At 61.2% G+C, this 25575-nt stretch carries 21 protein-coding genes and 1 tRNA gene; 17 read left to right on the top strand and 5 right to left on the bottom strand.

The annotated features are described in order from the left end of the window. Positions 1-102: 102 nt before the first annotated feature. From X751_RS161970 to X751_RS161955, 3 genes are all read left to right on the top strand, one after another. A complete protein-coding gene (locus X751_RS161970; RefSeq protein ID WP_023687169.1) occupies positions 103-834 on the top strand; it encodes a DsbA family protein in 732 nt (243 codons plus the stop codon). 69 nt (positions 835-903) lie between these two features. Next, on the top strand, positions 904-4368 hold the full coding sequence (gene smc / locus X751_RS161965; RefSeq protein WP_023743684.1) for a chromosome segregation protein SMC: 3465 nt from the start codon (positions 904-906) through the stop codon (positions 4366-4368). A gap of 1231 nt (positions 4369-5599) precedes the next feature. Continuing rightward, positions 5600-5908, top strand: a complete 309-nt coding sequence (locus X751_RS161955; protein WP_023670691.1) for a hypothetical protein — start codon at positions 5600-5602, stop codon at positions 5906-5908. 117 nt (positions 5909-6025) lie between these two features. Here X751_RS161955 and X751_RS161950 read toward each other — a convergent pair. Continuing rightward, positions 6026-6100: transfer RNA gene (locus X751_RS161950), tRNA-Gln, on the bottom strand. Positions 6101-6210: 110 nt separating this feature from the next. Further along, on the bottom strand, positions 6211-6555 hold the full coding sequence (locus X751_RS161945; protein WP_023670692.1) for a VOC family protein: 345 nt from the start codon (positions 6553-6555) through the stop codon (positions 6211-6213). Positions 6556-6770: 215 nt separating this feature from the next. Here X751_RS161945 and ppdK point away from each other — a divergent pair, with 215 nt between their 5' ends. From ppdK to X751_RS161930, 3 genes are all read left to right on the top strand, one after another. Further along, positions 6771-9476, top strand: coding sequence for a pyruvate, phosphate dikinase (gene ppdK / locus X751_RS161940; RefSeq protein ID WP_023692731.1), 2706 nt, complete (start codon positions 6771-6773; stop codon positions 9474-9476). Between the two features lie 174 nt (positions 9477-9650). Then, entirely contained in the window at positions 9651-10751 is a 1101-nt protein-coding gene (locus X751_RS161935; RefSeq protein ID WP_023743685.1) for a glycosyltransferase family 9 protein, read from the top strand. An 89-nt stretch (positions 10752-10840) separates the two neighbouring features. Next, positions 10841-11617, top strand: coding sequence for a polysaccharide deacetylase family protein (locus tag X751_RS161930; protein ID WP_050587064.1), 777 nt, complete (start codon positions 10841-10843; stop codon positions 11615-11617). Between the two features lie 164 nt (positions 11618-11781). Here X751_RS161930 and X751_RS161925 read toward each other — a convergent pair whose 3' ends face one another. Both X751_RS161925 and X751_RS161920 read right to left on the bottom strand, forming a co-directional pair. Next, complete coding sequence (locus X751_RS161925; protein WP_023698131.1) at positions 11782-12171, bottom strand: DUF427 domain-containing protein; 390 nt, start codon at positions 12169-12171, stop codon at positions 11782-11784. Positions 12172-12331: 160 nt separating this feature from the next. Beyond that, positions 12332-12688, bottom strand: a complete 357-nt coding sequence (locus X751_RS161920) for a hypothetical protein (RefSeq protein ID WP_023743686.1) — start codon at positions 12686-12688, stop codon at positions 12332-12334. 312 nt (positions 12689-13000) lie between these two features. On the opposite strand from X751_RS161920, the gene X751_RS161915 reads away from it, so the two are divergent. Together X751_RS161915 and X751_RS161910 are read left to right on the top strand one after the other, a co-directional pair. Continuing rightward, positions 13001-14629 carry a fatty-acid--CoA ligase gene (locus tag X751_RS161915; protein WP_023743687.1) on the top strand — a complete coding sequence of 543 codons (1629 nt, stop codon included), beginning with the start codon at positions 13001-13003 and terminating at the stop codon, positions 14627-14629. A 122-nt stretch (positions 14630-14751) separates the two neighbouring features. After that, positions 14752-15534 (top strand): DUF1499 domain-containing protein, encoded by a 783-nt coding sequence (locus tag X751_RS161910; RefSeq protein WP_023684603.1) that lies wholly within the window; start codon positions 14752-14754, stop codon positions 15532-15534. A 2-nt stretch (positions 15535-15536) separates the two neighbouring features. On the opposite strand, the gene X751_RS161905 is transcribed toward X751_RS161910, so the two are convergent. Then, a complete protein-coding gene (locus tag X751_RS161905; RefSeq protein WP_023743688.1) occupies positions 15537-16445 on the bottom strand; it encodes an MBL fold metallo-hydrolase in 909 nt (302 codons plus the stop codon). A 117-nt stretch (positions 16446-16562) separates the two neighbouring features. Between X751_RS161905 and X751_RS161900 the strand changes: the two genes are divergently transcribed. The 9 genes from X751_RS161900 to X751_RS161870 all read left to right on the top strand — a co-directional run bounded on the left by X751_RS161900 (position 16563) and on the right by X751_RS161870 (position 25573). Then, entirely contained in the window at positions 16563-17156 is a 594-nt protein-coding gene (locus X751_RS161900; RefSeq protein WP_023738505.1) for a biotin transporter BioY, read from the top strand. Positions 17157-17429: 273 nt separating this feature from the next. Then, entirely contained in the window at positions 17430-18311 is an 882-nt protein-coding gene (rfbA, locus tag X751_RS161895; protein ID WP_023698135.1) for a glucose-1-phosphate thymidylyltransferase RfbA, read from the top strand. 1 nt (position 18312) lies between these two features. Then, positions 18313-18867, top strand: a complete 555-nt coding sequence (gene rfbC, locus X751_RS161890; protein ID WP_023687179.1) for a dTDP-4-dehydrorhamnose 3,5-epimerase — start codon at positions 18313-18315, stop codon at positions 18865-18867. 25 nt (positions 18868-18892) lie between these two features. After that, positions 18893-19987 (top strand): dTDP-glucose 4,6-dehydratase, encoded by a 1095-nt coding sequence (gene rfbB, locus X751_RS161885; RefSeq protein WP_023743689.1) that lies wholly within the window; start codon positions 18893-18895, stop codon positions 19985-19987. After that, positions 19984-20892: a dTDP-4-dehydrorhamnose reductase gene (gene rfbD / locus X751_RS161880; protein WP_023743690.1), complete on the top strand. Its 909-nt coding sequence runs from the start codon at positions 19984-19986 to the stop codon at positions 20890-20892. Before rfbB ends, rfbD begins: the two co-directional genes overlap by 4 nt. Beyond that, complete coding sequence (locus tag X751_RS1000000164655) at positions 20889-22154, top strand: class I SAM-dependent methyltransferase (protein WP_023743691.1); 1266 nt, start codon at positions 20889-20891, stop codon at positions 22152-22154. Before rfbD ends, X751_RS1000000164655 begins: the two co-directional genes overlap by 4 nt. Positions 22155-22158: 4 nt before the next feature. Continuing rightward, positions 22159-23166 (top strand): glycosyltransferase family 2 protein, encoded by a 1008-nt coding sequence (locus X751_RS1000000165115; RefSeq protein ID WP_081726137.1) that lies wholly within the window; start codon positions 22159-22161, stop codon positions 23164-23166. 110 nt (positions 23167-23276) lie between these two features. Beyond that, the gene (locus X751_RS1000000165120; RefSeq protein ID WP_023743692.1) at positions 23277-24425 is read left to right on the top strand and encodes a glycosyltransferase family 4 protein; all 1149 of its coding nucleotides are present in this window, start codon (positions 23277-23279) and stop codon (positions 24423-24425) included. 125 nt (positions 24426-24550) lie between these two features. After that, the gene (locus X751_RS161870; RefSeq protein WP_023743693.1) at positions 24551-25573 is read left to right on the top strand and encodes a sulfotransferase family protein; all 1023 of its coding nucleotides are present in this window, start codon (positions 24551-24553) and stop codon (positions 25571-25573) included. Positions 25574-25575: the final 2 nt, after the last annotated feature.

Below are 25575 nucleotides of genomic sequence, written 5' to 3' on the forward strand. Positions count from 1 at the left end.
AGTTTGGCGATTGGAATGGGGACGGCGATGCCTTAATTCCCGCCAACTCTCGCCTTTTCTAGCCTTTGCGTTGCAAAATCAAACCACAGTCAGGTGATTCGCATGAACCGTAGCTTGTCCCGCAGAAACCTCCTGTCTTCGCTGGCCGTCATTCCGGCAGTGGCTATGCTCGCCGCATGCAGCGATTCAGGCGAGGATGCCAAAGCAGCGGATGTGAAGCCTGCGGCTCCCGCGGTGCCTGCTTCGACGCCTGCCACTCCGGCCGCCGTCAAGGTCCCGGAGTCTTCCGGCAATGTCGACATGGCCGAACTGCTGAAGCCCGGCGCTTTGCCCGACAAGCAGCTCGGCAAGGATGACGCCAAGGTCACCATCGTCGAATATGCTTCGATGACCTGCCCGCATTGTGCGCATTTCGCGGCGACCACCTTCCCTGAGTTGAAGACCAAATACATCGACACCGGCAAGGCGCGTTACATCCTGCGCGAATTCCCGTTCGATCCGAGCGCCGAGGCCGGTTTCATGCTGGCGCGCTGTTCGAAGGACAATTATTTCCCGATGGTCGACGTGCTGTTCAAGCAGCAGGCCAACTGGGTCGGCGTCAACAATACCAAGGATGCGCTGCTGCAGATCTCCAAGCTCGCCGGTTTTACACAGGAGTCCTTCGAGGCCTGCTTGACGGACCAGAAACTTCTGGACGATGTGAGATCGGTCCAGAAGCGCGGCGCCGATGAATTCAAGGTCGACTCGACACCGACCTTCTTCATCAACGGGAAAACCTACAAAGGTGCGATGTCGATTGAGGAAATATCGGCCATCATCGACCCTCTGCTCTGACGTCCAGGCGGCGCCGGAGCGACTGCGCTTTGGCGTCAGCGCACCTTTGTGCCTTCCAGGCAGGCGCGAATGAAGTTTTCGCGCCTTCGCCTCCTCGGCTTCAAGTCCTTCGTCGAACCCGGCGAGTTCGTCATCGAACGCGGCCTGACCGGCATTGTCGGGCCGAATGGCTGCGGCAAGTCGAACCTTGTCGAGGCGATGCGCTGGGTGATGGGCGAAAGCTCATACAAGAACATGCGCGCGTCCGGCATGGACGACGTGATCTTTTCCGGCTCGGGAACGCGCCCGGCCCGCAACACCGCCGAAGTCACGCTGTTCCTCGACAATAGCGACCGGACCGCGCCCGCCGCCTTCAACGACGCCGATGAATTGCAAGTGTCGCGCCGAATCGAGCGCGAAGCCGGCTCGCTCTACCGCATCAACGGCAAGGAAGCCCGCGCCAAGGACGTGCAGCTTCTGTTCGCCGACCAGTCGACCGGCGCGCGCTCGCCATCCATGGTCGGACAGGGCCGCATCGGCGAACTGATCCAGGCCAAGCCGCAGGCGCGCCGCGCGCTGCTCGAAGAAGCCGCCGGCATTTCCGGCCTGCACACCCGCCGTCACGAGGCCGAGCTTCGGCTGAAGGCGGCCGAACAGAATCTGGAACGGCTGGACGACGTCGTCGGCGAACTGGAAAGCCAGATCGAAAGCCTGAAGCGCCAGGCGCGCCAGGCATCGCGCTTCAAGAACCTGTCGGCCGATATCCGCAAGGCGGAAGCCACGCTCTTGCATCTGCGCTGGACCTTGGCCAAAACCCAGGAGGGCGATGCGCGGTCGGCATTGGCGGTTGCCACAGCTCTGGTCGGCGACCGCGCCGCCGCCCAGATGGCTGCCGCCCGTGAGCAAGGCATCGGTGCCCACCGGCTGCCCGATCTGCGCGATGCCGAGGCCGCCGCGGCTGCCGCCTTCCAGCGCCTGTCGATCGCCAAGGCGCAGATCGAGGAGGAGGCAGGCCGCATCCGCGCCCGCCAGGCCGAACTCGAGCGCCGGCTGCAGCAGCTCGACGGCGACATCGCCCGCGAGGAGCGCATGGTCCGCGACAATGCGGATATTCTTGAGCGCCTGCGCGAGGAAGAAGCCACGCTCAACTCAGACAATGCCGGCGCCGCCGAGCGCGAAGCCACGACGCGGGCCGCTTTCGAGCAGGCCGGCGCAACGCTTATAACAAGCGAAGCAAAGCTCGCGGCGCTGACCGCCGAACGAGCAGAGGCCGCCGCCTCGCGCAACCAGATCGAGCGCACGCTGCGCGACACCGCCGAACGCCGCGATCGCTTTGCCCGCCAGCTGGCCGATGTCGACCGCGAGCTATCGGAGATCGTCTCGAAAGTCGCCGGCCTGCCCGATCCCGCCGAGAAGCGCGCTTTGGTCGAGGACGCGCTCGCCCGGTTGGAGGAAGCCGAGGCCGGCGCCATTGCTGCCGAACAGGCGGTCGCCGAGGCGCGCGCCACCGAGAGTGCCGCCCGTCCGCCGCTGCAGGATNAGGATGCCAGGGCCGAACTCGCCGGCATCGAGACCGAAGCCCGCACGCTGGCCAAGATCCTCAATGCCGCCAGCGGCGATCTTTTCCCGTCGGTACTGGAGCAACTCAGCGTCGAACGCGGCTATGAGACGGCCCTCGGTGCTGCGCTTGGCGAGGATCTCGACGTGCCGCTCGACCGCAGCGCGCCGGTGCATTGGGGCGAAAGCCAGGTTGAACCAGGCGATGCGGCTTTGCCGGAAGGCCTCAAGAGCCTCGCCAGCGTGGTGCGCGCGCCTTCGCAGCTTGCCCGCCGGTTGGCGCAGATCGGCATCGTCGATGCGGCGGACGGCAAACGCCTGCAGACGCTGCTTGCCCCCGGCCAGCGGCTGGTCAGCCGTGACGGCGCGCTGTGGCGTTGGGATGGCTTGACCGCCAGCGCCGATGCACCGACCGCGGCCGCGCAGAGGCTGGCGCAGAAGAACCGGCTGGCCGAGCTCGATGCCGAGGCGGTGCAGGCGACGCAGATGATGCGTGAGGCAGAGGCTGCCCTTGCCCAGGCCGAACAGGCGCTGCGTGAGGCGAGCGAGGCCGAACGCAACGCCCGCCAGGCCGGGCGCGATGCCCAGCACGGCCTGGACGCCGCCCGCAGCGCGCTGGCCGAGGCCGAAAAGGCCGGTGGCGAGCTGGCAAGCCGCCGCGCCGCCCTGGACGAGGCGCGCGCGCGAATCGTCGACAGCCATGAAGAAACGGCCGCCGCCTTCGCCGAGGCCGAAATGCTGCTGCAGGACGCCCCCGATCTCGGCGACCTGCAATTGCAGCTTGAACAATCCGCCGCCAATGTCAGCCGCGATCGCGCAACCTTGGCCGACGCGCGCGCCGTCCATGAAGGCCTGCGCCGCGAAGCCGAGGCGCGCACGCGCCGGCTCGACGCCATCGGCGCCGAGCGCAGCAACTGGTTGCAGCGGGCCGAAAACGCCTCGACGCAGATTGCCTCGCTGGGCGAGCGCAGGGCCGAGGCCGAGGCCGAGCGCGAAACGCTGGCCGACGCCCCCGACGAGATCGACGCCAGGCGGCGCGCGCTGCTGTCGCAGCTGACCGAGGCCGAGACCTTGCGCAAGGCGGCCGCCGACCGTTTGCAGGAGGCCGAGAACAAGCAGGCCGAGCTGGACAAGGCCGCCACCGCGGCCATCCAGTCGCTGGCCGATTCCCGCGAAACCCGCGTCCGCGCCGAAGAGCGATTGACCGCCGCCGATGAGCGCCGGCTCGAGGTCGAGGCGCGCATCCAGGAAACGCTGAACACGCCGCCGCATCTGGTCATTCGCCATACTGGCCTGGAAGCCGACAGCCCGATGCCGGAAATGGCCGAGATCGAGCGCCAGCTCGACCGGCTGAAGGTTGAGCGCGAGCGGCTCGGCGCCGTCAATCTGCGCGCCGAGGAAGAGCAGAAGGAATTGTCGGACCGGCTGGAGACCATCGTCTCCGAGCGCGAGGACATCATCGAGGCGATCCGCAAGCTCAGGCAAGCGATCCAGAGCCTGAACCGCGAAGGCCGCGAACGGCTGCTTGCCGCTTTCGAGGTGGTCAACGGCCATTTCCAGCGGCTGTTCTCGCATCTGTTCGGTGGCGGCACGGCCGAACTGCAGCTGATCGAATCCGACGACCCGCTCGAAGCCGGGCTCGAAATCCTGGCCCGTCCGCCCGGCAAGAAGCCGCAGACCATGACGCTGCTGTCCGGCGGCGAGCAGGCGCTGACGGCGATGTCGCTTATCTTTGCGGTGTTCCTGACCAATCCGGCGCCGATCTGCGTGCTCGACGAAGTCGACGCGCCGCTCGACGATCACAATGTCGAGCGCTTCTGCAATTTGATGGACGAAATGGCCGCGACCACCGAGACGCGCTTCGTCATCATCACCCACAACCCGATCACGATGGCGCGCATGAACCGCCTGTTCGGCGTGACCATGGCCGAGCAGGGCGTCAGCCAACTGGTCTCGGTCGATCTGCAGGCCGCCGAGGCGATGCGCGAGGCGAGCTGACGCAGCATGCTTTGTTGATTTCGTCGGCGATGGCGTCGATCCGACTGTTGCAATAGGACCGTCGCCCTTGCGACCTGCTTGCGACGCGCATTCTGTAAGGTTCGAAGAGAAGGAATTTAAGCGCCACCTGAGAGCGAACGCCAAAGCCCACATGCAAAGCGCCCGGCCAACGCGAAAGCGAGGCCTACAAGGCGCAGATGGCAATAGGCTCCGACCGCAATTCAGCTGCCACGTTTATCGGAAGCCCAGGAAGCTCAGTATCGCAATCACGATAACGACTGCTCCGATGAGCCAGATTATGTTGTTCACCGTATCTCTCCCGAACTAGTTGCTGGGAGTGAACTCGTAAGAGCCTACTAATGTTCCCGCATTTTCTGCGTCGAAACAAAATGGCGGCCATCGCTTCGTCGATTGCCAGACCAAGGTCCGAACAGGGTATGACTGAAGTCCTGACGTCGGAGCCATAGGCCTGAAGGCGGGCAACCTATGCCCTCCCGATACATTGGAACCGGGCTGCCGAGCATGAGTCCCTTCATCGGTGGTCAATCGGGTGCCCGCCATTCCTGAGAGGTTAGCGGGCACCCGATTGTCGTGACACCGCCAACGGCGTGCGTTTCAATAGCGAGGCTAACAGTGACCTTTGTCCAGAGATCTGTGCGTGACGGCGCAACCCGACCCGCAAACGACAACGACAGTCCTGCGGAGGTTTCTTCCGTTCTTGACCTCATACCATCGGCTGACGACGACAAGGTCGCTGAGCTTGTCAGGCGAACAGAGCGCCTGGCAATCGCAGTGGTTATCGGAATCGCGGTTCTGCTGATCTTGGCGCCGGTGGTTTACCTTGCACTTTCTTACGGGATCTGAGACGGCCCGACTTAGGCGATCTAAGATGGCCTGATTGGTCTCGTAAATCTCACAAATTGTGCCGACGGTCTTCCTCGCAAGACGGGTGTTTCCCGTCACAGATCAGGAGATCGAACGCGACGACATAGAAGGGTCCTGTGCAGCGCTCCTTTGTCGAGTGGCGTAACCCTGGTGGTCGGCTTGAAAGAGCGCCTTTACCAGAAGTTGCCAACAGGAGCTGCTGTCGCAACTTCTTCTTTCGATACGCCGTGTTGCACGGGAGCAGCCGTCACTGATCGCGCCCGTGGACCGACGACGCTACTCGGAACCAAAGGGATGGGACGCGGTTATCCCCGCGAAGGGATAATTAGCAGGTGGAGATATTACAATGAAAACAATGATCGTGAGCGCCTTGGCGCTGTTCATTGCCATGCCGACGATAGCTCCGGCAGCCGAAGCTGACGTGGTCATCACGACCCACCATCGACATCATCACAGGAGCGTAAAGGTCATCAATGACCAGGGTCAACGCCTTCATCACCGCAGACACGGCACGGTTGCCTTCTACGACCACGGCCGCAGACATCATCGCCGGGATACGGTCATCGTGACCGGCTCGATCGAGCGCAGCCATCATCGCTATTATCGACATCATCGGCATCATCCCGTCGTCATCCAGGACGACAACGATTACTGATCCTCTCCGCACGGCCCCGGCTCTGTCAACGGAGTCGGGGTCGCGTGGGAGTCAGATAGCTCCTGACGGCAGCCATCGATAAGGTCGGTAAATCATTGATTCCAAAGGCATGTGATTTGGCTGGGGCGCCAGGATTCGAACCTGGGAATGTCGGTACCAAAAACCGATGCCTTACCACTTGGCGACGCCCCAGCAAGCGAGCTTTGCCCGTTGCGCGCGGCCTTATAGGACGAGCGGCACGAAAGCTCAATGCCGAGTTGGCCACTGTGCAAAACTGATCCACCGCTTGGCGCGGGGACGCGCTATTCGCCCCAGACCGCCAACTCGTTGCCAGCGGGATCGGTGAAATGGAACCGCCTGCCGCCCGGGAACGAGAATATCGGCTTGACGATCGTGCCGCCGGCGCTTTCGACAACGTCGAGCGTTGCTTCCAGATCCTGCGAATAGAGCACCGGCAATGGTTTCGCCGGCGCCTCCGCTGCATCGGCCTGGAAGCCGCCATCGAGCCCTTCGCCGAAGGCCGAATAGGTCGGCCCGTAATCGGTGAACGACCACGAGAAGGCGGCGCTGTAGAAAGCCTTGACGCTGTCCAGCGTCGCGCCGGTCGCGGGCAGTTCGAGATAGTCGAGTTTTCCGTTGAGTTTCATCACGCTGCTCCCAACTTGTTCCCTATATGTTCTATATCCTGGGCAGCGATCCGGCAAGTCTTTTCGACGCAGCTTTTGCTTAATCGATTGTAGTCGCCGGGCTTCGCTGCCACACCTTGCCTTTCGCACTGCAGCATAATAACGCTCGGGTCGGAACGCGGGGGAACCGGGTCTTGGCCCCGGTGTTCTATCTTCCGAGGACTTGGAGGGCGAGCATGACCAAATGGGTCTACACCTTCGGCGATGGCGCCGCGGAGGGACGTGCGGGCGACCGCAACCTTCTCGGCGGCAAAGGCGCCAATCTGGCCGAGATGTGCAGTCTTGGCCTGCCCGTGCCGCCGGGCTTCACCCTCACCACCGAAGTCTGCAACGCCTATTACGCCAACGGCAACAGCTATCCGGCCGCGTTGCAGGCCGATGTCGTCAAGGCGCTGGACCATATCGGGCAGCTGACGGGGCGCCGTTTCGGCGATCCGTCGAAGCTGCTTCTGGTCTCGGTCCGCTCCGGGGCCAGGGCCTCGATGCCGGGCATGATGGACACCGTGCTCAATCTCGGCCTCAATGACGAGACGGTCGAGGCGTTGGCAGCCGATTCCGGCGATGCCCGCTTTGCCTATGACAGCTACCGCCGCTTCATTCAGATGTATTCCGATGTCGTCATGGGTCTCGACCACGAAGTGTTCGAGGAAATCCTCGAGGACCAGAAGGCGAGCCTCGGCCACGAGCTCGACACCGAACTGACAGCGCAGGAATGGCAGAGCGTCATCGCCCTTTACAAGGCCAAGGTCGAGGAGGAACTCGACAAGCCGTTTCCGCAGGACCCGCACGAGCAGCTGTGGGGGGCGATCGGCGCGGTGTTTTCCAGCTGGATGAACAACCGCGCCATCACCTACCGGCGCCTGCACGACATCCCGGAAAGCTGGGGCACGGCGGTCAATGTCCAGGCCATGGTATTCGGCAACATGGGCGAGACGTCGGCCACCGGCGTCGCCTTCACGCGCAACCCCTCGACCGGCGAAAAGATGCTCTATGGCGAATTCCTGGTGAACGCGCAGGGCGAGGATGTCGTAGCCGGCATCCGCACGCCGCAAAACATCACCGAGGCGGCGCGCATCGCCGCCGGCTCCGACAAGCCGTCGCTGCAGAAACTGATGCCGGACGCGTTCCGGTCCTTCGTCGACATCTCCGACCGCCTGGAACAGCACTACCGCGACATGCAGGATCTCGAATTCACCATCGAGCGCGGCAAATTGTGGATGCTGCAGACGCGTTCCGGCAAGCGCACCGCCAAGGCGGCGCTGAAGATTGCCGTCGAAATGGCGCGCGACAAGCTGATCACGACGGAGGAGGCGGTCGCCCGCATCGATCCCGCCTCGCTCGATCAGCTGTTGCATCCTACCATCGACCCCAAGGCCGCGCGCGATGTCATCGGCGTCGGCCTGCCGGCTTCTCCGGGCGCCGCGACCGGCGAGATCGTCTTCTCGTCCGCCGATGCCGAGGATCTGAAGACGCAAGGTCGCAAGGCAATCCTGGTGCGCATCGAAACCAGCCCCGAAGACATTCACGGCATGCATGCTTCAGAAGGCATCCTGACCACGCGCGGCGGCATGACCAGCCACGCCGCCGTGGTCGCGCGCGGCATGGGCAAGCCTTGCGTTTCGGGCGCCGGCTCGCTGCGTGTCGACTACAAGGCCGGCACGCTGATGTCGATGGGCCAGACCTTCCGCAAGGGCGACATCATCACCATCGATGGCAGCAACGGCCAGGTGCTGAAGGGCGCCGTGTCGATGCTGCAGCCGGAACTGTCGGGCGATTTCGCCGCCATCATGGAATGGGCCGATGCGGTGCGCCGCATGAAGGTGCGCACCAATGCCGAGACGCCGCTCGATGCGCGCATGGCGCGCTCCTTCGGCGCCGAAGGCATCGGCCTCTGCCGCACCGAGCACATGTTCTTCGACGGCGAGCGTATCGTCGCCATGCGCGAGATGATCCTGGCCGATACCGAGAAGGACCGCCGCACCGCGCTTGCCAAGCTGTTGCCGATGCAGCGCTCGGATTTCCTCGAACTCTTCGAGATCATGGCCGGCCTGCCGGTGACGATCCGGCTGCTCGATCCGCCGCTGCACGAATTCCTGCCCAAGACGGAAGCGGAGGTGGCGGAGGTCGCCGCCGCCATGAACGTCTCGCCCGACAAGCTCAGGCAGCGCACCGAAGCCTTGCACGAGTTCAACCCGATGCTCGGCCATCGCGGCTGCCGTCTCGCCGTCTCCTATCCCGAGATCGCCGAGATGCAGGCGCGCGCCATTTTCGAGGCAGCCGTCGAGGCCGGCAAGAAAGCCGGCGCGCTGGTCGTTCCCGAGATCATGGTGCCGCTGGTCGGCCTGGTGAAGGAGCTCGACTACGTCAAGGCGCGCATCGATGCGGTCGCCAAGGCTGTCATGGACGAGACCGGCGTCAAGATCGACTATCTCACCGGCACGATGATCGAGCTTCCGCGCGCGGCGATCCGCGCCCACGTCATCGCCGCTACGGCCGAGTTCTTCTCCTTCGGCACCAACGATCTCACCCAGACCACCTTCGGCATCTCGCGCGACGATGCGGCATCCTTCCTCGAGACCTATCGGCAGAAAGGTATCATCGAGCAGGACCCGTTCGTCTCGCTCGACATCGAGGGCGTCGGCGAACTGGTGCGCATGGCTGCCGAGAAGGGCAGGGCGACGCGGCCCGACATCAAGCTCGGCATATGCGGCGAACATGGCGGCGATCCGGCCTCGATCCGCTTCTGCGAAGAGGTCGGCCTCGACTATGTGTCGTGCTCGCCCTACCGGGTGCCGATCGCAAGATTGGCCGCAGCCCAAGCCGCGGTGCAGATTCCCAAAACAGCAGTGCCGCGCCCCAAAAAGAGCGCCGCGGCATCCTGATTTCGACATAGTCCTTTCGGTATCGATGAAACGGCCACCCCTGGGTGGCCGTTTGGCGCTAAGCTTACGATTTTGTAAGCAAATTCACGCTGATGTGCGCGGCTCAACACGCAATCCCGACATCGTTTCCGCCCAATTTCACGGCCCCCCAACCCGCCCGGTGCCGAGAAAAAGATGTTACAGATTTCGCCCAGACCCTTCCGCTCGATCCTGATTATCCAGACCAAGTTCATCGGCGATGTTGTTCTGTCCTCCACGCTCGCCAAGAACCTGCAGCTCGAATATCCCGGTGTCAGGATCGTCTTTCTCTGCGAGGCGCGCCTGGCCAGTTTTGTGACCGCCCACGGCATCGCCTCGGAAGTCGTGACCTTCCGCCGCGCCGCCATGCGCGGCACCCCGCTGGAGCGTGGACGCGAACTCTATTCGATGATCAGCCAGCTGCGCCAATTCCGTTTCGACCTGACCATCGACCTGACCGATTCAAAGACATCGCGGCTCATCGTCAGGTTCCTCAACGCCAGCACCCGCATCGGCTACAATCCTCCGGAAAGGCCGCTGCGCTGGCATGAGCGCCAGCCCGCCAATGTCTTTGCCGAGCCATTCGGTTTTGGCGAACGTCACTATCTCTACCGCTACCTTTCGCCGCTCGAGCCGCTCGGCGTCGGCCTGCGCGTGCGGGTGCCGTCGATTCGGCCATTGCCGATGGAGACGGCGAGGGCCCAGGCATTGTTGGACAAACACCATCTGCGGCCAAATGGCTTTGTCGCGGTGCATGCCGGCGCAAGTTTTCACGGCCGGCGCTGGCAGCATGAACGCTTTGCCGCCGTGATCGACACGATTTCGCGCGAAACCGGACTGGATTTCGTACTCGTCGGCGGCCCTGACGAGCGCAAGCCGGCCGAGCAGATCCTCGCCAGTGCCGCGTCGATCGTCAACCTCGTCGGCGCGCTGTCGCTGGAAACGCTGCTGGCGGTGTTGCAGCAGGCGCGGCTGTTTGTCGGCAATGAGAGCGGCCCCATGCACATGGCAGCAGCGGCCGGAACGCCGGTTGTCGGCCTGTTCGGCCTGACCAGCCCGGCCGTCTGGGGACCGGTCGGCGTGCCCAGCCTCGCCTTGCAGCCATCCATGCCGTGCAATTGCGTGGCGGGCAGCCTGTGCAATCCGCTCGATCCCAGCAAGGCCTGCTGTGTCTGGCGCCTCGAGGTCGAACCGGTCGTCGCGGCCGTGCGCGAAGTCCTGTCACGCACGCATGTGGAACTGGAACACGCCGTCTGACGGTGCGCGGCGGTCACATTGTCGGGATATCAGCTTTCTCACGGCCACTATCCCGATTTCCGCCTTGTTGCGGGTCCTGCGATGCGGCTATGACAGCGCCGATTCTCAGACAAGACAGGCATCCCTTGCAAAAGCTGTTTTGCGCCTTGGCGCTATCTATCCTGGCCGTGTCGTCGGCCCAGGCCGCGCCGCTTGTCGAGCCGACGCTGCATCTGAAGGCTGAGGATGGTGGCAGTGGCAATGTCGGCCGCGTCGCGCTTACGCTCGACGCCTGCGGCGGCCAGACCGATACGAGGATCCTGTCGGCACTGGTGGAGAACCGGATTCCGGCGACGATCTTCGTCACCGGTATCTGGCTGAAGCGCAACGCCGCCGTCGTCGAGATCATGCGCGCGCATCCGGACCTGTTCGAACTGGAAAACCATGGCGGCCATCACATCCCGGCCGTCGACACGCCGCGTAAGATCTATGGCATCCGCAGCGCCGGCAGCCCGGAAGCGGTGCGGGCCGAAGTCGAATCGGGCGCCGCCGCTCTCGCTGGCACCGGCGAGCCGGCGCCGAAATGGTTTCGCGGCGCGACCGCCGAATACAGCCCGTCGGCTATCGCCATGATCCGCAAGCTTGGCTTCAAGGTCGCCGGCTTTTCGATCAACGGCGATGGCGGCTCGTTGCTCGGCGCAAAAGAAACTGCCCGGCGCATCGCCGCCGCCAAGGATGGCGATGTCATCATCGCCCACATCAACCAGCCGACCCACGCCGCCGGTGAGGGCGTCGTGCAAGGTCTGCTCGCGCTGAAGGCCAAGGGGCTGACGTTCGTGCGGCTGGATGACGCGGACGGTGTCGGCAACGACGGGACGACTGATTAGGATTAGGCGGCGGAAGGCGGTTTCATCGCCTTTGGACTAACGTCGCCGACGTTTGAGATTAGCCGAGGCCTCTAAACTCGTCATCCCAGGATGAAACAGGAGCGAAGCTCCGTCGCGAAGACCCTGGGATGACGAAGCGAGCAACGGCGGCTTGAGTCGCTTGCTCAGGCCGGTGCTGCTTCGATAGTGACCCTGTTGGGATAAAACGCGCCGTGGTCGCGAATCTCAGCCATTTCGTCGAAGGGCTGCTCATAGCCCCACATCGCGTCCTTGCCGGTCTCACCGGCCGGCAGCACGCTCCAGTAGCTGGCGTCGCCCTTGTAGGGGCAGTGGGTCGACAGGGTGGTTTTGCCGAGCTGGGTGAAGTCGATGTCTTCGAAGGGGATGTAGAATGCCTGAGGGTAGGGCGGTTCGGACAGAAGCTTCGCCCGCGTCGATGAGGCGATCACCGTATCGCCGGCACGCACGACCACGGTACCGCGATAGGGTTCGACGGTGATGACCTTGCCGGGATTGCTCTGAAAGCCGGGGGCGGGGTTGGCGATCTGGTCCATGCGGGGTTCTCCTTGTTCGATTGGGAGCACAGTCCGATTGAGAGAGTGCGGGATTGCTTCCCATGTCTCTAAAATGTGTCTGGAGAACTCGTTGCGCAAGCCTTCGCCAGTAGGCCAGAGCTGGCCTTCCGATCACTAAAAACGATCCCACGTGGAATGTTCAGGCTGCGGTCTTGAACACGTCCATGAGGCCGGCATAGGCCGCGGCAATACCGGCTACCGGGTTGGTGCTTCTTGACGTCGTCTCGACCTTTAGCGGGCCGCCGCCTGTCGGCAAGGTGAGCAGCAGGAACTGGCGATTGCCGCCGTCGCCGATCGATGCGGCGGCGACATGCTGGCCTTCGCCTTCGTTCTGGACGCACATTTTGAACAGCAGCGTGCCGCCGACCGCTTCAAGGGCGCCGCCGACCACCTCGACAAATTCGTCTTCGGAGACCTTTTTGGCCTCCGGCACGAGATCGGCCAGACTTGCGGCAAGCGTGTCTTCAAGCTCTTCGTCGAGTTGAATATCGTCCAACTGCACGTCTTCGGCCCCGCTGTCATCCAGCTGCCTGTCGTCGATCTGCCTGTAATCGATCTGCTTGCCGTCGATCTGCTTGTCGTCGAGCTGCGTGTCCATGCGAACCTCTTTCAGTCGCCAATCCGCACCCCTACCCCGTTAACGAACCTTAACGTCGACGATGGCCGGATTGTGGCGGTTTTCCCCGCCTTTCGATCACTGCGTGCTTCAGCCGTTAACGGTTGGAGACGTCATGGCTGGACAATCCGTCCGTTCGTCCCACAATGGAACAAAAGACGGGAAAAACGAGGAAGCAATGGGAGGAACCAGATGCTCGGACTGATGCAGGAATGGCCGCTGCTCTGCCACAAGCTGATCGACAATGCCGAGCGGCAGCACGGGACGCGCGAGATCGTCTCGCGCTCGATCGAAGGTCCTGTCGTTCGCACCACCTATGCTGAAGTTCATCGCCGCGCGCTCAAGGTCGCTCAACGGTTGGAGCGCGATGGCTTTGTGCTCGGCGACCGCATCGCGACCCTGGCCTGGAACACGGCGCGCCACATAGAGGCCTGGTACGGCATCATGGGCATCGGCGCCATCTACCATACGCTTAACCCGCGTTTGTTCCCCGAGCAGATCGTCTGGATCATGAACAATGCGCAGGATAGAGGGATCTTCGTCGACCTGACCTTCATGCCGCTGCTGGAAAAGATCGCCGGCGCGGTCAAATCGCTGAAACAGGTGATCGTCCTGACCGACAAGGCGCATCTGCCTGAAACGACGCTGCCGAATGTGGTTGCCTATGAGGACTGGTTGAACGAGGCCGATGGCGACTTCGCCTGGAAGGTTTTCGGCGAAAACACCGCAGCCGGCATGTGCTACACCTCCGGCACGACGGGCGATCCCAAAGGTGTGCTCTATAGCCACCGCTCGAATGTGCTGCATGCCATGATTGCTGCCATGCCCGACGCCATGGGCCTCTCCGCGCGGGACACGATCCTCCCCGTCGTGCCAATGTTTCATGCCAATGCCTGGGGCCTTGGCCAGAGCGCGCCGATGATCGGCGCCAAGCTGGTCATGCCCGGTTGCAAGATGGACGGCGCCTCGATCTACGAGCTGCTCGACACCGAGAAGGTGACCTTCAGCGCCGCCGTGCCGACCGTCTGGATGATGCTGCTGCAGCATCTGGAAGAGACCGGCAAGAAGCTTCCCTATCTCAGCAAAGTCGTCATCGGCGGCTCGTCCTGCCCGCGCGCCATCATCAGGAAATTCCAGGACAATTACGGTGTCGAAGTCATCCATGCCTGGGGCATGACCGAAATGTCGCCGCTCGGCACGCTGTGCACCATGAAGCCGCAGTATCAAGCGCTCGAGGGCGAGGACCGGCTCGATATCCAGGCCAAGCAGGGCTACCCGCCCTTCGGGGTCGAGATGAAGGTGACGGATGACGACGACAAGGAACTGCCTTGGGACGGCAAGACCTTCGGCCGGCTGAAGGTGCGCGGTCCAGCCGTCGCCAGCGCCTATTATGGCGGCGTCGGAGCCGAGCAGTTCGACAAGGACGGCTGGTTCGACACTGGCGATGTCGCCCATATCGATTCCGGCGGCTACATGCAGATCACCGATCGCGCCAAGGACGTCATCAAGTCGGGCGGCGAGTGGATATCGACCATCGACCTGGAGAACCTCGCCGTCGGCCATCCCGATGTCGCCGAGGCCGCGGCGATCGGCGTCCATCATTCGAAATGGGGCGAACGGCCCTTGCTGGTCGTGGTCGCCAAACCCGGCAAGGAGCCGAGCAAGGCGGACATACTGGCGTTCATGGGCGGCAAGGTGGCGAAATGGTGGATGCCCGACGACGTCGCTTTCATCAGCGAAATCCCGCACACCGCCACCGGCAAGATCCAGAAGATCACCTTGCGCAAGCAGTTCAGCGACTACCGCCTGCCGACGGATTGACCGGGACCGTGCGTTTCCTTGACCTTCAAGCTACCGGCGGCAAAAACGTTAGGGCAGGGGATGTTCAATTTGAGCATCCTTTGCTCTAAGCGTCTGTGCGGGTTGGGGCGGTGCTGAAGACAATGGAAATTGACGAGCGGCAGACATCGAAGGCGGCCGGCTGGTCGCGGCGCACGGGCGCTTTTGCCCTGGTCCTGCTGCTCACCGTGCTGGCCGGCCATCATTTCGAACTGGTGGAAACGCCGGCCTTCCTGTGGGTGCTGGCGATCGTCGCCCTGCTTGCCGCATTCGCTTTGCTGTTTGCCGGTCTCGCTCTGTCCAGGCTGTGGCATTTCGGTGACCGTGGCGGCCGCGACCTCTCGGTCGGCGCCCTGCTGGCGCTGCTGGTGCTGACGCCCTACGGCTTTGCCACCTATTTGGCGGCGACCACGCCGCCCCTGAGGGACATCACGACGGACCTCGACAATCCGCCAGTGCTCGACACCAGCGACCGCACCAAGGACATGAACGTGCTCGCGCTGCCAACGCCGGGCGAAGCCCGCCTGCAGGCCGACGCCTATCCGCTGGTCACCGGGCATAGCTACAATCTGCCTTTCGAAACCGTCGTCGACGCCGTTGAAACCGTGCTCGACCGCCGCGATTGGCAACTTACCGCGCCATACCCAGTGACCGACGGTCAAGACGAGGTGACGATATCGGCCGTGGCCCGGAGCTTCGTCGTGGGCCTGCCCGCCGACGTCGCCATCCGGGTCAGCAATGATGGCGACACCATCGTCGTCGACATGCGCTCGGCCTCCCGCTACGGCCGCTACGACCTCGGCGACAATGCCGCCCGTATCGTCGGGTTCCTCGCCGAACTTGATCAGGAAGTTGCGGGCCAGGTGGGTGCGGCGCCGGCTGAGTAGTTCTACCCCACCGGCACAAAAACGCCGTCGATGGCCGGGTCACCCTGGGTAGCAACCAGGCCGCGCGCCACCAGGTCCTCGAGATGGGCAAGCACCGACAGGCCGGCGGCGCCATGCAGGCGCGGGTCGGTGTCCCTGTAGATCGCCTTGACCATGTCCGGGATTGTCCGGTCGCCGCCCCGGATGCGTTCGAGGATCGCCCGTTCGCGCATCTTGCGGTGAGTCTTCAGCCCGCGCATGAAGCTGCGCGGCGCATTCACCGGGCCGCCATGGCCGGGCAGCAGCAGGCGGTCGCCGCGCGCGATCAATTTATCCAGCGAGGCCATGTAGTCGGCCATCGCGCCGTCCGGCGGCGCCACGATCGACGTCGCCCACGCCATCACATGGTCGGCCGAAAACAGGATGCCGGTGCCTTCGAGCGCAAATGCCGCGTGATTGGCGGTGTGGCCCGGCGTCAGCACCGTCCGGATCGTCCAGCCATCGCCCTCGACCAGCGTATCGTCGGGCAAAGTGACATCCGGCGCGAAACCGGTGTCGGCGCTGGCGTCGAGCGGATTGATCTCGCCGATCCGCAGCGGCCTTGCCGGGCGGTGCGGGCCTTCGGCCAGCACGGCGGCACCGGTGCGCGCTTTCAGCCGGGCGGCCAGCGGAGAATGGTCGCGATGCGTGTGACTGACGAAGATATGGCTCACCGGCCGGTTTGCGATCACCTTCAGCAACGTCTGGAAATGCGCTTCATCATCCGGACCCGGGTCGATCACCGCCAGTGTGTCGCGGCCGATAATGTAGCTGTTTGTGCCGTGAAAGGTGAATGGGCTGGGGTTTTTGGCGGTGACGCGCAAGACCTCGAGCGCGACGGTGACGCCCCGGCCATAGGCGGGATCGAAGCTGGTGTCGAATTTGAGCGCCATGGCGGTGTCGTTGAACCTCTGTTCAGGAGGACGGCAAAACTGATTGCCGCATAACACGGAAGCCAATATAGAAAAACGCAAGGCCGCGATCTGCGGCAATCCGGATTGGGGAAGACCATGGCACTTGCAACGACGATGCGTCCGCTTGTTTCTCTCGCTTTGCCCCAGGAGGGCGCGCAGCGCCTGGCAACCCAGCTTTTGCTCGCGATCGCCGGAACGCTGCTTTTGACCCTGTCGGCCAAGACGAAAGTCGTGCTCGGGCCGGTCGACATCTCGATGCAGACGCTGGCCGTCCTGCTGATCGCCACCGCGTTTGGCCTGCGGCTTGGCGTCGCTACCCTGCTTCTCTACATGGCCGAAGGCGCCATGGGCTTCCCGGTCTTCCAGAGCACGCCTGAAAAGGGCATCGGCATCGCCTACATGATCGGCGGCACCGGCGGTTATCTCGCCGGCTTCATCGTCATGGCAGCCATTGTCGGCTGGGCCGCCGACCGCGGCTGGGACCGCCACCCGATCAAGCTGTTCAACGCCATGCTGGTCGCCGAAATCGTCATGATGGCCATGGGCTTTGCCTGGCTGGCCACCCTCATCGGCGTGGAAAAGGCGTGGCAGTTCGGCGTTTTGCCGTTCGTTCTCGGGGATTTGATCAAGGTTGCGCTCGCCGCCAGCCTGGTGCCGGCGATATGGTCGCTGCTGCCCAAGCAGCCCTGAAAACCGGACGACACAATGAGCCGGCGGGCCAAAGGCCCGCCGGCTTTTTTATTGTTGTGCATCCAAAAGGATGGCGGGACGCCGGTTTGCCAAATCGCCGCATCTATTGCAGCGTCAGCTTGTGCCTGGTCGGTCAAATTGCCGCGAGGCGGCAGATGCAGAGCAATTCTGGCGCCGATCCACGGCCGAGATTGAATTGACAAGCCATTGCGCGAAACCTAAGCACGGGCAACTTGATTTCGAGGCGGGGGCCGGCAATTCAAGGAGAGCTTGTTGAAGGGAATAATCCTTGCAGGAGGCAGCGGGACGCGTCTGTATCCCCTTACATTAGCGATCTCTAAGCAGATTCTGCCGATATACGACAAGCCGATGATTTTTTATCCGCTGAGCGTCTTGATGCTCGCCGGTATCCGCCAGATTTTGATCATTTCGACACCTCGCGACTTGCCGGTGTTTCGGGAGTTGCTGGGCGACGGTTCGGAATTCGGGGTCGAATTCTCCTATGCCGAGCAGGCGCAGCCCAACGGGCTTGCCGAGGCCTTCATCATCGGCCGCGACTTCATCGGCAAGGATAATGTGTCGATGATTCTCGGCGACAACATCTATTTCGGCGAGGGCCTGTCGCAGCTCTGCCGCACTGCTGCGCAGCGCCAAAGCGGCGCGTCGGTGTTCGCCTACCATGTCGAGGACCCGCAGCGCTACGGCGTGGTGTCGTTCGACAAGCTCAGCGGCACGGCTTTGACGATCGAGGAGAAGCCGCGGGAGCCGAAGTCCAACTGGGCGGTCACCGGCCTCTATTTCTACGACAATGAGGTCGTCGACATCGCGTCGACGATCAAGCCCTCGGCGCGTGGCGAACTCGAGATCACGGCGGTCAACAACGTCTATCTCGAGCGCGGGAAATTGCACGTGCATCAGCTCGGCCGCGGCTATGCCTGGCTCGACACCGGCACGCATGACAGCCTGCATGAAGCCTCTTCCTTCGTGCGCACGATCGAGCACCGCCAGGGGATCAAAGTCGCCTGTCCTGAAGAAATCGCTTTCGAGCAGGGCTGGCTGACCGCCGACAAGGTGCTTGAGCGCGCCACGCGCCTGGGCAAGAACGAATACGCCGCCTATCTGCGCCGGCGTGTCACCGAGCTGACGGAGACATAGGGTGCTGGAAGTCAGGCAGCTCGGTTTGGACGGCGTGCTGGAAATCGTGCCGAAGCGGCACGGCGATGCGCGCGGTTATTTCATCGAAACCTGGAATGCCGAGGCCTTTGCCGAGGCCGGCATCGATCTGCGTTTCGTCCAGGACAATCATTCCTATTCGGCTGCCGCAGGTGTCGTGCGGGGGCTTCACTATCAACTGCCTCCACGCGCGCAGGACAAGTTGCTGCGTGTGATCCGAGGCAAGATTCTCGACGTGGCGGTCGACATCCGCCGCAGCTCGAAAACCTTCGGCAAATGGGTCGCGCTCGAAATATCGGCCGAGAGAGGCAACCAGATCCTCGTGCCGAAGGGTTTCGCGCACGGTTTCGTCACGCTCGTGCCGGACACCGAGGTTCTGTATAAGGTCACCGACACCTATTCGCCGGCGCATGATCGATCGATCCGTTTCGACGATCCTGATATCGGCATCGATTGGCCGTCGCCGGCCGGCGCCTTCGAGCTCTCGGCCAAGGACCTCAAGGCGTCGGCGCTTGCTGAGGCCGAGGTGTTCGCATGACGCGCGACGATGTGAGGAGAGCGCCATGAATTTTCTGGTGACAGGCGGTGCCGGCTTCATCGGCTCGGCCGTGTGCCGGCATTTGTGCGCCAATCCCGCCTACCATGTGACCAATCTCGACAAGCTCACCTATGCCGGCAATCTGGCCTCGCTGCGCACTATCGAGAATGCACACAACTACAAATTTGCGCAGGCCGACATCTGTGACGAGCGGGCGGTTCTCGACATCCTCCACCGCGACGAGATCGACGTCGTCATGAACCTCGCCGCCGAAAGCCATGTCGACCGCTCGATCGACGCACCCGGCGCCTTCATCGAGACCAACATCGTCGGCACCTACCGGGTGCTGAATTCGGCGCTGGAATATTGGCGCGGCCTTGACGAGGACAGGAAGGCGCGCTTCCGCTTCCACCATGTCTCGACCGACGAGGTGTTCGGCGATCTGCCCTTCGATGGCGGCATGTTCGTGGAGGAGACGCCTTACGCGCCATCCTCGCCCTATTCCGCCTCCAAGGCCGCATCCGACCATCTGGTGCGGGCCTGGCACGAGACGTACGGCCTGCCGGTCGTGCTCTCCAACTGTTCGAACAATTACGGGCCTTATCACTTCCCCGAAAAGCTGATCCCGCTGGTCATCCTCAACGCGCTCGACGAAAAGCCGCTGCCGGTCTACGGCGCTGGCGCCAATGTGCGCGACTGGCTGTTCGTAGAGGATCACGCCCGTGCTCTGGAACTGGTCGCCACAAAGGGCCAGCCCGGCGAAAGTTACAATGTCGGCGGCAATTCCGAGCGTACCAACCTTGGCGTCGTCGAGACGATCTGCGGCCTGCTCGACATCAGGCGTCCGCGCAGCGGCGGCAGGAGCTACCGCGATTTGATCAGCTTCGTCACCGATCGGCCCGGCCACGACCGCCGCTATGCAATCGATGCCTCCAAGATCGGCCGGGATCTCGGTTGGGCGCCGGCGGAGAGTTTCGACAGCGGCCTTGCAAGGACCGTCGACTGGTTCCTCGACAACAAATGGTGGTGGGGACCGATCCGCGAGCAGCGCTACGCCGGCGAGCGGCTGGGGCAAGTCCGGTCGCGCGGCCAGGTTGAAGGCAGGAAGGGCGCGGCGTGAGGCTGGTTGTCACCGGACGCGACGGTCAGGTCGCTGCCAGCCTGCTGGAGGCCGGGCAGAGGCGCGATGGCATCGAGGTCGTCACCCTTGGCCGCCCAGTGCTCGATCTGGCGCGGCCCGATACGGTGTTCGACGCACTCGCGGCAGCGCGGCCGGATATCGTGGTGTCGGCTGCCGCCTACACCGCCGTCGACCAGGCCGAGGACGAGCCCGATCTTGCCTTCGCTGTGAACGCCGTCGGCGCCGGCAAGGTCGCCGAGGCGGCCGCGAAGCTCGGCGTGCCCGTAATCCATCTGTCGACCGACTACGTCTTCGATGGCACCAAGGACGGCGCCTATGTCGAGACCGACGCCACCGCACCGCTCGGCGTCTACGGCGCCTCCAAGCTTGCCGGCGAGCTGGCCGTGGCCGCCGTCAATCCGCGCCATCTGATCCTGCGCACCGCCTGGGTCTACAGCCCGTTCGGCAAGAATTTCGTGAAAACCATGCTGCGGCTGGCCGGCGACCGCGACGAGATCGCCGTGGTCGCCGACCAATGGGGAAATCCGACATCCGCACTTGATATTGCCGACGCGATCCTGCATGCGGCGGCGGTGTTGCGCGGCGACGAGGCGTTTGACGGTTACGGCATCTATCATCTGGCCGGCACCGGGGGGATCAACTGGAGCGGCTTTGCCCGTCATATTTTGGAGACCAGCCGCGCTCATGGTGGTCCTTATGCGCGGGTAGGTAACGTCGAGACCAAGGACTACCCAACCAAGGCGTGTCGCCCTCGCAATTCGCGGCTGTCGACGGCCAAATTCTCTGCCGTGTTCGGATGGACGTCCCCGGAGTGGCCGGAAGCGACGGAAGTGGTGGCACACCGTCTCTTGAGCGGAGAGACGAAACTGGCATTGATAACATGAAAAAGTATCCATCACCTGACGCACTGCAGGACGCGAGGTCGACAAAGGGAAGAGATAAGTCACTTCGCAACATATACGAGGAGCATACCGGAAAAATATCGGACAAATGGTCGATTTATTTGGACGCATATGAAGATATATTTTCGGATTTCCGAAACAAGCCTGTTCGACTTCTGGAAATTGGCGTTCAGAACGGCGGTTCGCTGGAAATCTGGCGGCAGTATTTTCCGCAAGCGGAGCTTATTGTAGGCTGCGATATCAATGCGGCCAGTGGTAAGCTGACCTTCGATGATGAGAAGATCGCAGTTATCGTCGGCGATGCCAACACCGCCGACGTCGAACGCGACATTGTCGCCCAGACCGCAAAATTCGACATCATTATTGATGACGGCTCGCACCGATCCTCGGATATCATACGCTCTTTCGCCCGCTACTTCCCTCATCTTGCGGTGGGAGGCCTGTACGTAGCTGAAGATTTGCACTGCAGTTACTGGGGTAAGTATGAGGGCGGCCTATATGATCCTCTTTCCTCCATGTCATTTTTCAAACGTCTGCTTGACGTGGTCAACTATGAGCATTGGGGACTACACCACCTTCGTGTCGATGTACTGGCCGCGTTTTCTCAGAAGTACGACGCCGTGTTCGAGGAAACTTCCCTGGCTTCGATCCACTCCATCGGGTTCTTGAACTCGCTTTGCATCGTCGCCAAACGTCCGTCACAGGAAAATGTTCTGGGTCCCCGTCGTGTGGAAGGCCGGGTTGCACTTGTCGAGGGCAGCATGCTGGCCCTGAACGGTACGGTAAACATACCGATCGATGAGACCGGGAATCCATGGTCGTTGCGTCGTGCGACAATGGAAGAGGAGATTGAAACCAACCGGGAACTGGTCGAACACCAAATGGCTCGCATAGAGGCGCTCTCCAATGAGATCGCGCAGCGCGATGTCGAGATCGCGAATGAGATCGCGCAGCACGATGCCGAAATCGCGAGGCTGGCGGGCGAGAGCAAGGCTCATGAGGCTCTGGCCGGACAGTTGCTTGCCGAGCGGGAGCAAGCGCGCTCCGAGGAAAAGCGGCTGCGTAGCGTTCTCGATGCCGTTTATGCAAGCACCTCATGGCGCGTAGCCATGCCGATGAGAGCAGCAAAGCGCCTTTTGGTTGGCTTTGGAAAGGTCGGGCGAAAATTAACTCCCGGTGCACATCGGACCTCCAACTCTCCTGTTTCGCGGAATAGGACGAGCGACAATTCGAAAACCGGATGAGACCATGAGCGCCGATCCAAACAATAAACTTCGGGTATTTTCAGCAGCGAAGCCTTTAGTGTCCGTGATTATTCCTGTGAAGAACGGACTGCCGCAATTCAAGCGCGTCATCGAGATGGTTTCCAAGCAGGAATTCGAACAGGGATTTGAGGTAATTGTTATCGACTCCGGCTCAAAGGACGGCTCTAAGCAATTGGTGCCGACCAACGACCCTAGATTCAAATTAATCGAGATAGAGCCTTGCTCGTTTGGGCACGGAAGGACAAGGAACCTTGGCGTTCGTGAAGCAAGGGGAGAATTCTGCGCTTTCCTAACACATGATGCTTGTCCCGCCAATTCTTTTTGGTTGAAGGAACTGGTGAGACCGCTCTTGGAGGATGATCAGGTTGCTGGTGTATTCGGTCGCCATGCAGCCTACGAGGACGCAACGCCGTTCACGGCTTGGGAGATCGACACTCATTTTTTGGGATTAAGAAATTGGCCGAAAGTCTGGATCAGCGACGCGAGATTGTATTCGAAAACGCAGGGCGTTCGACAGGTATTTCATTTCTATTCTGACAATTCATCCTGTTTACGCAAGTCTGTGTGGCAAGATTATCCTTATCCAGACGTTGATTTTGCAGAAGATCAACTATGGGCAAAGGTGGTAATTGAAGCCGGTTTTCGTAAGGCCTTTTCATGGGATTCGTTGGTGAACCATTCTCATGAATACTCTCTATGGCAAAGGGTGCAGCGAAGTTATGATGAAGCAAAGGCATTCAGAGAGCTGTTCGGATACAAGTTGTGCCCGACAGTGCGGTATTTGTTCGGGCAAGCTTTGAGAACCAGCGCGCGCGATGTTGCGCTCGCGTTTAAGAATGGTTGGGTAATTTCTCATCCCGTAGCTACTTTCAAGAAACCTCTAGATAATTTAGCGCGACAGGTCGGGTATTACATCGGGACCAATAGTTCTAAGTTTGCGAGAAAATACGGTAATGCGTTGTCCAGAGACAAGCAATTGCACGCTAGATAGGGGTCGTTTTGGATATGCTGTCATCAAATCTTTCAAAATTTGCAAGGACTGTACGGCGAGAGGGATGGCGGGTCGCGACACGCAAGGCTGTTTCTCGAGTGATTGCAACGATGCCGCCAGTCATTCAGGGCAAACAAGACGCTATTGGGCACTATGAATTTCTTCTGGGGGAGGAGCAGGGTTTCGGATTGAGGATCACCCATGAGAATACTCCGATCGGCTCGATGACGTGGGTAATCCCAGACTTCAATGCGTCTTCAGGTGGCCACATAAATATTGTTCGCATGATGCGACTTCTGAAAGATCGAGGGTTCCCCAACCAGCATGTCGTGGTTATGGAACCGCATCGATGGAATTCTGTGGAAGAAGCGCAAATGGCGTTCAACCAGGCTTTCGGAGATCACGGGATTACAATTTCGCTCGGCGTTCGCTCAATCGAGCCGTGCAATTATCTGGTTGCCACGGGCTGGCAGACCGCCTATTGGGTTTCCAAATTTCGCGACACAGAGCATAAATTATACTTTGTTCAAGATTTTGAACCAGAATTTTATGCGCATGGTAGCGAATATTCGTTTGCAGAGAATACCTATAAGCTTGGTATGACAGGTATTACTGCCGGGACATGGTTGGCAGAAAAACTTAGCCGAGAATATGGAATGACGACGTTTCCGTATTCGTTCGCTTGTGACCTCAGTCATTATAATCCGCAAAGAAGACGTTCGGGCTCCGTAAGGCATATACTTTTCTATGCTAGGCCAGTCACCCCGAGACGTGGATTCGAAATGGGTCTTCTCGCTCTGAAGAAAGTCTGTGAGAGGCTTCCGGATGTTGCGGTGATCTTTGCAGGTTGGGATGTCGGAGCGTACGAGATTCCTTTTCATCATCTCAATGCAGGCACGGTTTCCATTGGAGAATTGCCGGACCTTTACTCACAATGCGACGTCGCCCTAATTCTCTCGGCAACCAATCTTTCGTTGCTCCCGCTTGAAGTCGCAGCTTGCGGCTGTCCTGTAGTGCTTAACAGAGGGCCTCAGTCTGAGTGGCTCATGTCCGATGAGGAGGCTGTATACTGCGATATGAGTGTGGATGGGATATCACAAGCCTTGATCAGGCTATTGGAAGACCCGGTCGGAGCAGCTAGGATTGCAGAAGCGGGCTTGAGACGCGCGAGGGCAGGCAGTTGGGATTCCGAGGCAGACAAGTTGGCGGCATTCCTCGAGTCCCTATCTAGGGAGGCCGTCCATGCGCGCCCCTCGTAACAAATCTGAGTGGAACTGTGCATCTTGGCTCGGTCTCGGTGGAGAGGAATTTGAGTGGGAACGATCTTGAAGATGCTTCCTATCACCGCTAGGAAGCCCCGCCTTCCCAGCGGAGACCACATTACATGATTGTCAAGCCCGGCTTCGACACTAATACCAAGACAATCGTGATCATTGGAGTGCAGCGCGGCGGGACATCGATGGTCGCTGGGATAGCGCGGGAGCTTGGGGTCAACCTTGGGCGGAACCTCGGCAACAACCATGAAGATCCAGAATTCATCACGGAAGACCTACAGGCGATCAAGAAGGTAGTCGCTCATCGTGACGCGAAGTACAATGTATGGGGCTGGAAGATGCCCCACTCTTCCGAGTATATCGTGCGGTTGCTGCCTCACCTTCGCAACCCATTCGTGATCGTTGTGTTCCGCAATCTGGCCGCGATAGCCGAGAGTCAGATGAAGCAATCGGATGTAAATTTTCGCGATGCATTCAGCTTCTCGGCAACACGCTTGGCGCAGGTAGCTTCTGCAACTCAAGAGATCGATTGTCCTCTCATGATCGTCAACTATGAGCGGGCGGTGCTGAAGCCCTCGAATTTATTAGATGAGTTGTGCGCCTTCCTCCATCTGCGGCCATCGGAGGACGAGCGCGAACGAGCTCTCGCGATGACCGACCCGCAGCGCGGCTACGTCAGAACCAAGAAGGAAGACTGGACGGCCCGGGTATCAAAGGCGGAGAGTTTCGATTTCGGATCAAAAGACGCGATTGAGGCCTTCCAGTGTAATGTAGGACTATCTCTGGTCGACAATTGGATCCAGAAGGATGGTGATCAACCGCACATCCTGTTCGAAGGCCTAGCAGGTTACAAGCGGGTATATCTATCGTTTGTAAGGCGCAGCGCTCCGGCCTTTATCGATCTATGTGTCAACACAGGCGACGGCTACACTGACGGCCTCACCGACAGGATTCAGCTATTCCACGGCGAGAACGTGATCACCATTGACGCGGAAAGTATCAATGGGATTGCGATCTATCCACAGTTTGACGGAGCCGCGTCAAACACGGGCCTTTTCAGGATAACCGTTGATAAGGCATCACCAAATCGCCATCGAGGCACCTCGCTTGGAAGCATATCCTTGGTTTCGTAGCA

This window comes from Mesorhizobium sp. LNJC394B00 (assembly GCF_000502555.1).
GTDB lineage: Bacteria > Pseudomonadota > Alphaproteobacteria > Rhizobiales > Rhizobiaceae > Mesorhizobium.

What these genes read in the sequence shown, in the direction of transcription:
- X751_RS161900 (WP_023738505.1), top strand. Translation starts at nt 16,563, where the DNA reads ATGGCACTTGCAACGACGATGCGTCCGCTTGTTTCTCTCGCTTTGCCC.
- rfbB (WP_023743689.1), top strand. Translation starts at nt 18,893, where the DNA reads ATGAATTTTCTGGTGACAGGCGGTGCCGGCTTCATCGGCTCGGCCGTG.
- X751_RS161955 (WP_023670691.1), top strand. Translation starts at nt 5,600, where the DNA reads ATGAAAACAATGATCGTGAGCGCCTTGGCGCTGTTCATTGCCATGCCG.
- X751_RS161910 (WP_023684603.1), top strand. Translation starts at nt 14,752, where the DNA reads ATGGAAATTGACGAGCGGCAGACATCGAAGGCGGCCGGCTGGTCGCGG.
- X751_RS161870 (WP_023743693.1), top strand. Translation starts at nt 24,551, where the DNA reads ATGATTGTCAAGCCCGGCTTCGACACTAATACCAAGACAATCGTGATC.
- ppdK (WP_023692731.1), top strand. Translation starts at nt 6,771, where the DNA reads ATGACCAAATGGGTCTACACCTTCGGCGATGGCGCCGCGGAGGGACGT.
- X751_RS161925 (WP_023698131.1), bottom strand. Translation starts at nt 12,171, where the DNA reads ATGGACCAGATCGCCAACCCCGCCCCCGGCTTTCAGAGCAATCCCGGC.
- X751_RS161905 (WP_023743688.1), bottom strand. Translation starts at nt 16,445, where the DNA reads ATGGCGCTCAAATTCGACACCAGCTTCGATCCCGCCTATGGCCGGGGC.
- X751_RS161970 (WP_023687169.1), top strand. Translation starts at nt 103, where the DNA reads ATGAACCGTAGCTTGTCCCGCAGAAACCTCCTGTCTTCGCTGGCCGTC.
- X751_RS161930 (WP_050587064.1), top strand. Translation starts at nt 10,841, where the DNA reads ATGACAGCGCCGATTCTCAGACAAGACAGGCATCCCTTGCAAAAGCTG.
- X751_RS161915 (WP_023743687.1), top strand. Translation starts at nt 13,001, where the DNA reads ATGCTCGGACTGATGCAGGAATGGCCGCTGCTCTGCCACAAGCTGATC.
- X751_RS161935 (WP_023743685.1), top strand. Translation starts at nt 9,651, where the DNA reads ATGTTACAGATTTCGCCCAGACCCTTCCGCTCGATCCTGATTATCCAG.
- X751_RS1000000164655 (WP_023743691.1), top strand. Translation starts at nt 20,889, where the DNA reads ATGAAAAAGTATCCATCACCTGACGCACTGCAGGACGCGAGGTCGACA.
- X751_RS1000000165115 (WP_081726137.1), top strand. Translation starts at nt 22,159, where the DNA reads ATGAGCGCCGATCCAAACAATAAACTTCGGGTATTTTCAGCAGCGAAG.
- X751_RS1000000165120 (WP_023743692.1), top strand. Translation starts at nt 23,277, where the DNA reads ATGCCGCCAGTCATTCAGGGCAAACAAGACGCTATTGGGCACTATGAA.
- X751_RS161945 (WP_023670692.1), bottom strand. Translation starts at nt 6,555, where the DNA reads ATGAAACTCAACGGAAAACTCGACTATCTCGAACTGCCCGCGACCGGC.